Genomic DNA, 11,931 nt, shown 5'->3' with positions numbered 1-11,931 from the left:
CCCCGCCGGCCCGCCGCCGGCCCCCCCCCGGCGCCCGCGGCCCGCCCCCCCCCCCCCCCCCCCCCCCCCGCCCCGCCCCCCCCCCCCCCCCCCCCCCCCCCCCCCCCCCCCCCCCCCCCCCCGCCCCCCCCCCCCCCCCCCCCCGCCCCCCCCCCCCAGCCGCGCTCGGAAACCGCTGGGCGTCCGCCGTCGACGTCGGACTGGCGCTGCTCGCGGGTCCGGCCCGCGCACGATTCGGGATTGCCGCGTCCGCCGAGGATCCGGTCCACACCGTCGGTCCCCGGTGTGGGGACGTACGGCAGAACTCCGAGCGGAAGGAACCCCGGTGAACAGCACACAGTCGCAGACGGAGGAGAGCCGGCACGGAAAGGAGGTGTCGGTCGCCATCAGCGGATGCGCGAAGGATGATGCACGAACGGTCTTCGACGTCCTGCGGGCCGCCTTCGCCACTGACCGGGCCCTGGCGGACGTGCCGCAGGACCTGGCGGGAAAGCGCCCCACGGTATGGACCGTGACCGTCGACGTTTCCGAGGCGCGGGTGGTCTCGGGTCCCGTCGCGCTGGGCAAACCCGTGAAGCTCGATGTGCAGGGCGGTTACTGGGCGGTCGAGGAGCTCAGGAGACACCTTGCCGACGCCTTCACGGTGCAGGTCGTCGGAACGGTCTCCGGTGACCAGGAGGAGGAGGTTCGCCTGCGGCTGCAGAGCCGGTAGGGCGCAGAATCGAACCGGCGCGGCTCACCGCCCTCGAGCTGCCCCCGTGGCCGACGTCCGGATCGACATCGGCAGCAGCGCGCCGCCTGAAGTGATCCTGGCCGACGGTTCCGCGGGTCTCCCGGGGCTGGTCCGTGCACAAGGCGTCCACCGCGCCGGCACGACACCTGCGCGAGCGCACCGGACCCCTGCCGGGCGACGGCCTCACGGTCACCGCCGACACCCCGGAGGAGACGGCTGCGCAATCCCCTTACGCACGGCATGCGTTCGGCGCGCCCTTTGCCGAAGTCACCGTCGAAAGCCGCACCGGTGAGGTCCGGGTGCGCCGCATGCTCGGCGTCTTCGCCGCCGGACACTCCCTCAACTCCCTTAGCGTTCGGCGCCAGTTCACGGGCAGCGTGACCACGGTGCTCGGCATGAAGCTGACCGGGGGCAGCGCGATCGACCCCTTCTTCGGCGACTTCACGCAGAACGATTTCGCCTCTTACTCTGTGTCGGTCTGTGCCGGCGTTCCGGAGATCGAGGCGCACTGGATCGACGAGGACGACCCGCATCTCAACCCGATGGGCAGCAAGGGCATCGGCGAGATCGGCGTCGTCGGGGCCGCGGACGCCATCGGCAACGCGGTGCGGCATGCCGCCGGAGCCCGGCTGCGCAATCTTCCGGTCACTCCGGACAAGCTGTTGCCGTATCTGCCCTGACCTTCGGTGAAGCGTGGCACATCGGCGGTGAGTTCATGGGCATGACACTGCTTGGCGCGCAGGTCCTGCTTGTCCCTCTCCGCGCTGAGCTGGGTTTTCGGGACGGCTTCCCCGTCCCGTCGCTGCGGCTCGTCGGTCGACGTGTTGCGCAACCGGTCCTACCGGGTCACCCTAAGGAGTGACCTAACAGTGACATCTGCTCACTCTTCGTATTCGGGGGGTCGTGGTTTCAGCGGGCGAAGCAAGTGGGCCTCGATGTGAGGAGCCTCGACGATGACCGTTCCACCCGACCGGCACTATCTGGTCGAACTCCAGGTATCGGCAGAGCGCGTTACCCAGGTGCGACGGATCGTCGCCGCGCATCTGCGCCACTGGAGCCTCGAACTCCACGTCCGGCCGGTGTGCCGGGGCGTGGAGGAGCTGCTGACCAACGTCCACCGGCACGTCGGTGACGACAACCATTGCGTCGTCGAACTCCGCTGGTCCGGACGGCACCTCACGGTCTCCGTCGAAGACAACAGCTCGGAGATGCCGCGGCTGCTCAGCACCGGCGGCGGTGGTCTCAGCCGTGTGATGGCCCTGAGCCATAGCTGGGGCACCTGCCGGACACTCGACGGCAAGGTCGTCTGGTTCACCCGTTACGCCGAGGCGCCGCGCAATACCGATCTGGTGCCGCGCACGCCGCTGCCCGGCGTAGGCGAGTTTCTGCTGCCGCCCGTCTCTGAGCCCGCCCTCGTCTGACGCGGCCGCCGCCTGCCCCACGAAACCGGCAGCGCGCACCCGCCGCCCGGACCGGTACGTAGGTCCATACGCGAAGAACTCTGCCCTGCCCACCGGCGCGGATGACGTGCTCACAGCACGCGCAGTCCGAGCCGGTCGGGTTACCCGCACCAGGGCCCGCGTTGCGCGACGGGGCGTGGCGCGGCACGGTCGAAGAACCGAGGCAAGGAGGCGACAGTCATGCCCATCGCGACGGTCAACCCCGCGAACGGCGAGACCCTCAAGACGTTCGACGCACTGGGAGCCGCGGAGATCGAACGCAGGCTCGCGACCGCGGACACCACGTTCCGGGAGTACCGTACGACCGGGTTCGGCGAACGAGCCCGCCTGTTGAACCGGGCCGCCGACCTCCTCGACGAGGACCAGCAGAACATTGCCCGTACCATGACCACCGAAATGGGCAAGCCCGTCAAGGCGGCCCGTGCGGAGGCCGCGAAATGCGCCAAGGCCATGCGCTGGTATGCGGCGAACGCAGAGCGACTTCTCGCGGACGAGCACCCTCCGGCCGGCGATGTGACCGACGCCGGAGCTTCCCGGGCCTATGTCCACTACCGTCCGCTGGGCCCCGTCCTCGCCGTGATGCCGTGGAACTTCCCGCTCTGGCAGGTCGTCCGGTTCGCGGCCCCCGCGCTCATGGCGGGCAACGTCGGCCTGCTCAAGCACGCGTCGAACGTGCCGCAGACCGCGCTGTACCTGGAGGACCTGTTCCGCCGGGCGGGTTTCCCGGCAGGCTGCTTCCAGACGCTGCTGGTCGGGTCCGGGGCGGTCGAGTCCATCCTGCGTGACCCCCGGGTCGTCGCCGCCACCCTCACCGGGAGCGAGCCGGCCGGCCGCTCGGTCGCGGCGATCGCAGGCGACGAGGTGAAGCACACCGTGCTGGAACTGGGCGGCAGCGACCCCTTTCTCGTTCTTCCCTCGGCCGACGTGCGGCAGGCCGCCCGTACAGCGGTGACCGCCCGCGTGCAGAACAACGGCCAGTCCTGCATCGCCGCCAAACGGTTCATCGTGCACACGGATGTGTACGACGAGTTCGCCGAGGAGTTCACCGCGGGAATGCGCGCGCTGAAGGTCGGCGACCCGCAGCAGGAGTCCACCGACATCGGCCCCCTCGCCAGCGAACAGGGCCGCACCGACATCGAGGAGCTGGTGGACGACGCCGTACGGCAGGGCGCGACGGTGCTCTGCGGTGGCAGCCGGCCCACCGGCCTGGGCGCGAGGCTGGACCGCGGCTGGTTCTACGCCCCCACCGTCCTCAGTGCGATCACCCCGGCCATGCGGATCCACCGCGAGGAGACCTTCGGCCCCGTCGCCACGCTGTACCGGGCGGCCGACCTGGACGAGGCCGTGGCCCTGGCCAACGACACCCCCTTCGGTCTCAGTTCCAACGTATGGACACGTGACGCCGACGACAGCCGTCAGTGCGTGCGTGATCTGCAGGCGGGCGGTGTCTTCTTCAACGGCATGACGGCCTCCCACCCCGCACTGCCCTTTGGCGGAGTGAAGCGCTCCGGCTACGGACGGGAGCTCTCCGGGCACGGGATTCGCGAGTTCTGCAACGCCACGACGGTCTGGTACGGCCCCGAGGCGGACGGCAGCTAGGGGGCGTGTTTCGAAAGCAGCGGCGTCCGCCCGTAGGGCGGGCCTGGCGGCGTCTGGTGCGTGCGATCGCAAGACGGAGGGTCGCCCCGATACCGGTCGTATCGGGGCGAGCCCGACAACGCAGCGAGCGTGCGTGCCAGGCGTCGCGAGGCAGGCGGGACTTACGAAACACGCCCAGGCTGCCCCGTGACGCCGGCGCGTACCGTCTGCGACCTGCCGAGCAGGCGCACGGACGGACCGCGAGGCGGACGCCGGCCGGCAGGGGCGAGCGCTCAGCGGCCGACCGCCCTGGCCAGTTGGGACTTTGTCATGTTCGAGCGCCCCTTGACGTTCTTCTTCCTGGCCTCTTCGTAGAGCTGGTCGCGGGTGGGGCTTTCGGCTCCGCTGGGGGAGCCCGGACCGCCGCGCCGCACGGACGAGAGGTCATGGACGAACAGATCGCTCGCGGCCCCCGACTCGCCGGTGCGGGCACGCTCCTTGTGCACCGTGCGCGCCGCGATCTCCTCGGCCCGCTCCTCACTCACTCCGCGCTCCTGCGCACTCTCCTTGATGTGTTCGTACTGCCGCACATGTTTGGCACTGGATCCGGGTGGCATGGTGCGGTCACTTCCTCTCCCGGGTGCTGTGTCTTCTGCGGGACGGGGCCAGGGGCGCCCTCTCCAGTGTCCCAGCGGCTTCCGGGGCACGCATCGGATCCGCCCCGGTGCGGGGCCTTGCGGCCGCCCGGGCAGCCGCAAGGCCCGGCGTGTCCTCGTCCGTCCAGCCGTGCGGCGCCGTGATCACAGCCCAGCCGCCCACCGGGGGCCTGGTTTGCGCCGTCGGGGGCCGACCGGGCGTCGTCGCTGGGCGCGCCGCGGGTGGCCCCCCGGCCTTCTCCGCCCTCGAAGCGGCGCGGGCGCTGCGGCCCGCCGACCGGAGGCTGTCCGCCGTCCCGCGTAGCGCCGCGCCCGCACCGGCCCTGTTCACCTGGGGTGCTCGCCCCGCTCAGCGACTCCTGCTCAATAGCGCAGAGCTGCCGTGATCCGCCCGTGCTCCGCCAGCGAGTCGTCGGCGAGGAACACCACGTCCGCGCCGCTGTCCAGTGCCGCCTCGACGAGTTCGTCGACGATGTCCTCGCGGATCGTCCCGTCGGCTGTGCCCACGGCGTCCGCGGGCATCGGCTCCAGGTGCTCGTCCGTGACCCGTACGGTCTGCTGGAACTGCTCCTCCACCGCGACGAGAGCGGCCCGCCCCTCCCGCACGGCTGCCCACACCTCGTCGAGACCACCTGCGTAGGCACGGCGGCTGCGGGCGTCGTCGAGCCTGGCCGCGACCTCCGCGGCGACATCCGCCCGGCGTTTGTCGAGAGCGGGTGCGAGCTCCTTGAGGAAGTCGCTCGGCGACAGATCGGCCGGCACCCCCTTCGTGACCCGGCCGACTGCCGGCTTGGTGGTCCCGCCGACCTCGTCCAGCAGGGCGAGGGCCGGGGCGAGACCGACCAGGTACATCGGTCGCGGATCGGCGGCCAGGACGGCACGCAGCTTCTCGTCGACGGAGCGCAGGAAGATGCGCGTCTCCTCGTCGGAGAACGTGCTCGGCGTGTCGCCGATCTGCTCCTCGCGCTGCGGGTTTGGCTTCTCCTGCGGAATCGTCAGCGGGAACCCACCGGTCTGTTCCTGGTGCACGGAGCCGACCGTTCCGCTCCACAGCGTCGCGTGGTCGGCTGCGACGGTCAGCGCCCAGTACGGCTCGGCCAGGGCCTTCGCGGCCACCAGGTTCCGGGTCAGATAGGTGTCGCTCAGGATCACCCGCTCGGGCGCCGTGCGGGGGAGCAGCCAGATCTGATGTTCGTGCGCCGTGGCCAGGATGACCAGACCGTCGAGCCTGCGGCGCGTATCCACCTCGTCGACCGCGCGGGAGAGCTGCGTCTTGATGGCCGCCCTGGCCTCCCGGGACACCGCGGGATCGGCATCGAGCCGCCGTTCGGCTTCGGAGAGCAGGTTGCGCAGCCGTACGGCGTCCTGGGCGTTGTCCGGAGCCTGTCGGTGCGTCGGCATGGTCAGGGACACAGCCGGATAGGGCTTGGGCGCTCGCAGCTCCCGCAGCAGGCCGGCGGTCAGGGCGTCCGTATCCATAGTTCCCTCCGGGGGATTGCGCCCACTCCCGTGCAGAGCGGGCGATTTCGACGAGTCAATTCATACCTTTTGATCCTAATATGAGCGAATTGCATGACCTTGCCTCAGGAGGGATGCCCGATGTCCACGCTCACCGTGTGGAAGTTCCAGTCGGCCGAGGGCGCGGAGGAGGTGGAGACCACGCTCAAGTCCCTGCAGAAGGAGGGGCTGATCAGGATCCTCGACGCCGCGGTGGTCAGCTGGCCGGCCGACAAGGCCAAGCCGAAGACCAAGCAACTGCTCAACCTGGTCGGCGCGGGCGCTTTGAGCGGCACGTTCTGGGGGATGCTCTTCGGGCTGATCTTCCTGATGCCGCTCCTGGGTGCGGCCATCGGTGCGGCGGCCGGGGCGCTGGGTGGCAGGCTGGCCGACGTCGGCATCGACGACGACTTCATCGCCGAGGTCAAGAAGCAGGTGACGCCCGGCACTTCGGCGCTTTTCCTGCTGACCACGGACGAAGTTCCGGACCGGATCAGCGGCGCGCTCCCCGGTGGCGGGGCCGAGCTCCTCCACAGCAACCTGGACACCCTCAGCGAGGCGCGGCTCCGCGAGGTCTTCGGCGACGACGCCGAGTGACCCGAGTGGAGGAGCCCGGCTGAACCGGTTCGTCCGGTGTGTCCCCCCGCCCTACCGTTTGCCGTCAACCCACTTTCCCGAGCAGACCCGGAGTGTCCGTGAACCAGTCCCGCCCCCTGCGGCGCACCCTCGGCGGCCGCACCGCCCGCCGCCTGACCCCCGCCCTGCTGGCCGCGGTGATCGTCGCCGGCACCGCCGCCTGCGGCGGCTCCACTACCGCGCCGGGCACGGCCAGGAGCACCCGTACGGTGTCCCCGGGCCCGTCCGAGTCGCCGTCCCCGAGCGTCTCGCCGCGTACCCACGAGTCATTCGCGGCCTCGGTCTCCGCCGAGGTCGAACGCAATAGGCAGCGGGCGACCAAGCAGCTCGCAGGCGTCCAGGGGCAAGGGAACGCGGTGAAGGACGTGTCGGTGACCGGGCTGCCGGTCGCGAAGTCCGAGCAGTTCCGAAGCGCCCTGGTCCGCGTCACCAACCCCACCGACAAGCCGGCGTTCTACGCGGTCCGGGTGGAGTTCGTCGATGCGTCGGGCAAGGTCCTCGACTCCGTGGTGCTCGGCTTCGCGGACGCCCCGCCCGGCAGGACGGTCAGCCAGCACGCGAACAGCCGTAAGGCGGCGGGCGTCAAGTCGTTCCCCCGGATCGCCCAGGCCGAGCGCAGCTGACGACGGGGCGCGAGGTGTGCGCCGCCGCCGGTGCAGTGTCGGACGTTCTGCGGGAACTGCTCAGCCGCTTCGCGGGGGGAGCGGGTCGGGTAACTCATCGACTGCATCCAGATCTGCCCTGGCAAGATGCCCCGGTTGATGGCGGCCGACGTGGCCTACTGGCATTGCATGAGCGGCGGGGGACTGCACCCGGACACCTACGTCTGGGCAGAGCTGCCCTGCCCTGGGAAGTGCTCCGGGGACAGAAGGAATGCTCACGCTCGCTGGTCGAAGCAGCCTGCGCCCGGGATTTCATGCGGTGCTGAGCTCAATGAACGGACAACCCGCCGTCGACGAAAATCGCCTGCCCGGTGACGTAGCCGGATGCTTGGCTGGCCAGGAACACGGCCGCGCCGGCGAAGTCCTCGGCCAAGCCGTTGCGCCCGACCATCGTGCGCGCGGCCAGCGCCGCTACCTTCTCCGGGTCGGACGACAACCGCGCATTGAGCGGGGTCATGACGAAGCCGGGCACCAGCGTGTTGCAGGTGACGCCATGCGGCGACCATGCCTCCGCCTGAGAGCGGGCCAGCGACTCCAGCGCCCCTTTGGAAACCCCGTAGGCGCCGCTCTGGACGAACGCCCGGTGCGCCTGCTGGGAGGTGATGTGGATGATCCGCCCGAAGCCCCGCTCGGCCATGCCGGGCCCGAACCGCTGGCCCAACAAGTAGGGCGCCTCCAGGTTCACCGCCATCGTGGCGTCCCACACCTCCTCGCCCAGCTCGCCCATTGGCGGCCGCAGGTTGATCCCGGCGCTGTTGACGAGAATGTCGGGCTCGCCGAACACCTCGGCTGCCTGCTCCGCCGCCGCGCGCACCCCGTCGCGGGTGCTCAGGTCGGCGCTCACCCAGGCCGCCCGGCAGCCGTTCGCCGTCAGGTCGTCGACCGTGGCGGTCAGTTCCGACTCCTTGCGCGCCACGATCACCACGCCCGCCCCCGCTCGCGCGAGAGCCCCGGCGATGGCTCGGCCGATGCCTGAACTCCCGCCCGTAACCACGGCGACCCGGTCGTCCAGCGAGAAGAGTTCGGAGAGGTAGCTATGCGAGATCATGCCCGCACCCTAGTGCCCCTCCCGGCAGGCTTTGCCCCGTCGCACCGCCCAGCACGCCCTCTCACACGCCGCCCGTCTTGGGATCGACATGGAAGTCGCCCAACGCGAGAAACAGGGGCTTTACCCCGCTCCTGAAACGATGGGCCGGCGAGTGAACCTACGGATGGCTGATGCAACACCGCCGCCTCGTCCACGACTACGAACCCTGCCCACCCGCTCCGAAGCCTTGATCCACCTCGCCATGACCGACGTCATGACCCGCCGTCTCACCGGCGAGACCACCGTTTCCGGTGCGACCCGACACCACGGGACGAAACGCAATCCACGGGAAGGAACACCGGGAGAGAACGACCTCTCAGGCGCCTGAGGGATCAGTGTGGTCGGGGCTTCGGCGGGGCGACAGCAGCTGACTGGTGGCAATGAGGAGGAGACCGGTGAACAAGAGGGCGTTTCCGCCGAAGAAGCGGACCTCCCAGGAGGCACTCGGCAGGATCCGGAAGTAGAAGAGGCCCTGCATGAGTAGGGATGCGCCCGTTGCCAGGGCGCCGAGGCCGTGGAGCTGGGGTCTGGTGACGTGGCGGCGCGCCGTGGGCAGGATCCACCCGGTGCAGAGCGTCATGATCCCCAATGCGATCGCCAGCAGACCTATGAGCATGCCCGCTCCTGCCACCCACGCCATGAGTCCACTCCGCTTTCCGGTCAGGTGAGGTTCGGAACGTGCATAACGCCCGTTCCGGAGTCGTCCATATGGTTGCCGGACCTGGTGGGACCTGGCAATGCCGGACCTCGGCAATCTCGGACGCGTTTTTACTGCCATTGTGACCGCTGGATGCCGGCGGGGCGCAGATGACGGCCGTCTCGCCGACCCCGTTCCCCCAGCCAAACGTGCAGCGCACAGTGGCGCGACATCGCCACCAACGCGCCTCACACGCATCAGCCCTGGTCGTACTCCTTGCCGTCCTCGGCGAGCCCTTCCATCGCACAGGACTGCGAATGGGCCCTTCTACCATATGGATTCGACCCATTCCGGGTGGTCGATGAACGGGTTCCTGTTGTGCTGGTACTGGTTGAATATGACGTCGTTGCGCCGCTTTTCGAAGGCGTCCGGCGGGTCCTCCTGACTCCACTGCTTCAGCACGGAGAGCCTGCCGATGTTCGGTGCGGCGCCGTTGTTCACCTTCTCGTTCGGTTCGAGGTCGGCGAAGGCGTCGTCGCCCTCGTACCGCACCGCCATGTAGAGGATCATGCGGGCGACATCGCCCTTGGCCGCATCGCGCGGCTCGAAGGAGTCGCCGTCGGTGTAGTTGCCCGGCGCCCCGCTCACCGCGCTGCCGCCGTTGTCGAAGTCCTTGTTGCCGCGGATGGAGTTGACGGTGACGTCCTCAGGGCGCAGGTGGTGGATGTCGGTGCCGGGTCCGGTGGTGGTACCGAAGTTGCCGTGCGACTTGGCCCAGACGTGCTCACGGTTCCACTGGCCGACCGAGCCGCCGTTGTCGCTCTTCCGCGCGGAGCGCCCGGAGTAGATAAGGATCACGTTCGAGGAGTTGGCGGGGTCCTGGTCGGTGTTCTTGAGCGCGTCCCAGACCTGGCTGTACGAGATCTTCGACTGGACGCTGATGATCGAGTGCAGGGCGCCCTTGAGCTGGGTTCCGGTCTTGCCGATTGCGCTCTGGTAGTAGGTGTCGTCGAGCGTGGTGAGCGGCGTCGCGGCCGCCGGTGCGGTCCGGGGTGCGGTCGGCGTCGCCGGTGCGGCGGCGGCCGTGCCGGCGAGAACCGCGAAGGCGGCGAGGGTGGCGAGCAATGGGCGCCGGTAGTGAGGGCGGCGACGGGACATGTGGGGTGTCCTCTCCGGGGCATGCGGCACCGCGACGCCGTCACAGGGCGGGGGCGGCGCCGTGGTGGTCGTGTGGTAAACGGTCAGCGGGAGCCTTCCACACGCACCGTGATACGGGCGTGAACGCTGCGTACTTATCATGTGCAGGTCAAGTGAAGCCTTCGGATGCGCTCCTGGAGCCGCAGGGCGAGAATTGCCGCAAGGACGAGGAGGCGGTATGAGCGAAGACCCCGAATCCGTATCCGTATCCCTGGCCCGGGGGGTGACCCCGGACAGCCTCTTGCACACCGGCGGGAGCGACAACGCGTCGGCAGAGGATCTGGTGCTCGCCTCCGGGCGGGACCTGACTCCGCAGAATCTGGAGTGGGCACAGCGCCGACTGGCACGAGAGGGCCGGGCGGCAATCGAAAAGCAGCTGCCTTAGACCCTGCCGAGCGACCTCCGATCGGAGAGCGGACGCGGCGTGGTGCGTGCGATTCCAAGGCGCCGGGATGGCCTCGTAAGTGGAGCTACTAGGGCATTTCGGCAATACCGGAAGCGTGCGTGCCACGCCGTGGCCGCCCGATCAGAGGTCGCCCGACAGGCCCTTAGCGGGCGGCCGGTGCGGTGGGGAGCGTGTGGGTGCTCCCCACCGCTCGGCTAGCCTGAACGCACAATGAACCGTTTGACGACGTCAAAGGGCGATTACGAGCTCGCCCGCTACCCCGAGCACCCGCGCGACCCGTTCCGCGCCTGGGACGCTGCCGACGAATATCTGCTCCGGCAGCTGGAGGGGGCCGACGGTGCGACGCCGGTCGAGCTGACCGGCACCGTGGTCGTGGTGGGCGACCGCTGGGGTGCCCTGAGTACGGTGCTGGCCGGGCACCGCCCCGTACAGATCACCGACTCGTACCTCGCCCAGCGTGCGACCCTGGCGAACCTCGCCCGCAACGGCCACGACGAGGACGCCGTACGTCTTCTGTCGGCCAGGGACACCCCGCCGGACCGGATCGATGTCCTTCTCGTGCGGGTTCCCAAGAGCCTCGCGCTTCTGGAGGATCAGCTGCACCGGCTCGCGCCCGCCGTGCACGCCGGAACCATCGTCATCGGTACCGGCATGGTGAAGGAGATCCACACCTCCACCCTCAAACTGTTCGAGCGGATCATCGGCCCCACCCGCACCTCGCTCGCGGTGAAGAAGGCTCGGCTGATCTTCTGCATCCCGGACCCGGCCCTGGCTCGCACCCCCAGCCCCTGGCCGTACCGGTACGAGCTGCCCGGCGACGTCGGCGCGATCTCCGGCCGGACCGTGGTCAACCACGCCGGGATCTTCTGCGCCGAGCGCCTCGACATCGGCACCCGCTTCTTCCTGAACCATCTTCCCGAGCGCACCGGCCACGACCACGTCGTGGACCTGGGCTGCGGCAACGGGGTCGTCGGCACCTCCGCCGCGCTCGCCAACCCCGGATCGGCGGTCACCTTCGTCGACGAGTCCTACCAGGCGGTCGCCTCCGCCGAGGCGACCTTCCGTGCCAATGTCGGCGCCGACGCCGAAGCCCGCTTCCTGGTCGGTGACGGGACGGCGGACCTGGCCCCGGGCAGTGTGGACCTGGTGCTCAACAACCCACCGTTCCACTCGCACCTGGCGACCACCGACGCCACCGCCCGGAACATGTTCCATGGGGCGCGGACCGTGCTGCGGCAGGGTGGCGAGCTGTGGGTCGTCGGCAACCGGCACCTCGGGTACCACACGCAGCTGCGCCGGATCTTCGGCAACTGCGCCACCGTCGCCGGTGACCCGAAGTTCGTCGTGCTGCGCGCAGTCAAGCGCTGACACCCCGGGTAAGG

The 11,931-nt window shown here is 69.8% G+C and carries 12 protein-coding genes and 1 pseudogene; 8 read left to right on the top strand and 5 right to left on the bottom strand.

What is annotated here, in order from left to right:
• Positions 1–325: 325 nt before the first annotated feature.
• From ACIBB8_RS26795 to ACIBB8_RS26780, 4 genes and pseudogenes are all read left to right on the top strand, one after another.
• Positions 326–712, top strand: a complete 387-nt coding sequence (locus tag ACIBB8_RS26795; protein ID WP_398956271.1) for a hypothetical protein — start codon at positions 326–328, stop codon at positions 710–712.
• 40 nt (positions 713–752) lie between these two features.
• Positions 753–1,413: pseudogene (locus tag ACIBB8_RS26790) on the top strand (molybdopterin cofactor-binding domain-containing protein); the annotation flags it as partial.
• A 273-nt stretch (positions 1,414–1,686) separates the two neighbouring features.
• A complete protein-coding gene (locus tag ACIBB8_RS26785) occupies positions 1,687–2,154 on the top strand; it encodes an ATP-binding protein (RefSeq protein ID WP_398956269.1) in 468 nt (155 codons plus the stop codon).
• Between the two features lie 219 nt (positions 2,155–2,373).
• Complete coding sequence (locus ACIBB8_RS26780) at positions 2,374–3,792, top strand: NADP-dependent succinic semialdehyde dehydrogenase (RefSeq protein ID WP_398956267.1); 1,419 nt, start codon at positions 2,374–2,376, stop codon at positions 3,790–3,792.
• Positions 3,793–4,064: 272 nt separating this feature from the next.
• Here ACIBB8_RS26780 and ACIBB8_RS26775 read toward each other — a convergent pair whose 3' ends face one another.
• Both ACIBB8_RS26775 and ACIBB8_RS26770 read right to left on the bottom strand, forming a co-directional pair.
• The gene (locus ACIBB8_RS26775) at positions 4,065–4,388 is read right to left on the bottom strand and encodes a plasmid stabilization protein (RefSeq protein ID WP_398956265.1); all 324 of its coding nucleotides are present in this window, start codon (positions 4,386–4,388) and stop codon (positions 4,065–4,067) included.
• 402 nt (positions 4,389–4,790) lie between these two features.
• The gene (locus ACIBB8_RS26770) at positions 4,791–5,906 is read right to left on the bottom strand and encodes a chemotaxis protein (RefSeq protein ID WP_398956263.1); all 1,116 of its coding nucleotides are present in this window, start codon (positions 5,904–5,906) and stop codon (positions 4,791–4,793) included.
• A 120-nt stretch (positions 5,907–6,026) separates the two neighbouring features.
• Between ACIBB8_RS26770 and ACIBB8_RS26765 the strand changes: the two genes are divergently transcribed.
• A complete protein-coding gene (locus tag ACIBB8_RS26765) occupies positions 6,027–6,521 on the top strand; it encodes a DUF1269 domain-containing protein (protein WP_398956261.1) in 495 nt (164 codons plus the stop codon).
• Between the two features lie 98 nt (positions 6,522–6,619).
• Positions 6,620–7,183, top strand: a complete 564-nt coding sequence (locus ACIBB8_RS26760) for a hypothetical protein (protein ID WP_398956259.1) — start codon at positions 6,620–6,622, stop codon at positions 7,181–7,183.
• Between the two features lie 307 nt (positions 7,184–7,490).
• On the opposite strand, the gene ACIBB8_RS26755 is transcribed toward ACIBB8_RS26760, so the two are convergent.
• The 3 genes from ACIBB8_RS26755 to ACIBB8_RS26745 form a co-directional block, all read right to left on the bottom strand.
• Entirely contained in the window at positions 7,491–8,270 is a 780-nt protein-coding gene (locus ACIBB8_RS26755; RefSeq protein WP_398956257.1) for an SDR family NAD(P)-dependent oxidoreductase, read from the bottom strand.
• Positions 8,271–8,625: 355 nt separating this feature from the next.
• On the bottom strand, positions 8,626–8,949 hold the full coding sequence (locus ACIBB8_RS26750) for a hypothetical protein (RefSeq protein WP_398956255.1): 324 nt from the start codon (positions 8,947–8,949) through the stop codon (positions 8,626–8,628).
• A gap of 324 nt (positions 8,950–9,273) precedes the next feature.
• The gene (locus ACIBB8_RS26745) at positions 9,274–10,104 is read right to left on the bottom strand and encodes an endonuclease I family protein (RefSeq protein ID WP_398956252.1); all 831 of its coding nucleotides are present in this window, start codon (positions 10,102–10,104) and stop codon (positions 9,274–9,276) included.
• Between the two features lie 217 nt (positions 10,105–10,321).
• Here ACIBB8_RS26745 and ACIBB8_RS26740 point away from each other — a divergent pair, with 217 nt between their 5' ends.
• Together ACIBB8_RS26740 and ACIBB8_RS26735 are read left to right on the top strand one after the other, a co-directional pair.
• A complete protein-coding gene (locus ACIBB8_RS26740; protein ID WP_358861364.1) occupies positions 10,322–10,528 on the top strand; it encodes a hypothetical protein in 207 nt (68 codons plus the stop codon).
• Positions 10,529–10,759: 231 nt separating this feature from the next.
• On the top strand, positions 10,760–11,917 hold the full coding sequence (locus tag ACIBB8_RS26735) for a methyltransferase (protein WP_398956250.1): 1,158 nt from the start codon (positions 10,760–10,762) through the stop codon (positions 11,915–11,917).
• Positions 11,918–11,931: the final 14 nt, after the last annotated feature.

This window comes from Streptomyces sp. NPDC051286, from assembly GCF_044455345.1.
Classification (GTDB): Bacteria; Actinomycetota; Actinomycetes; order Streptomycetales; family Streptomycetaceae; genus Streptomyces.
The sequence above is the reverse complement of the archived record's forward strand: the minus strand, read 5'-3'. Positions and strand labels throughout refer to the sequence as shown.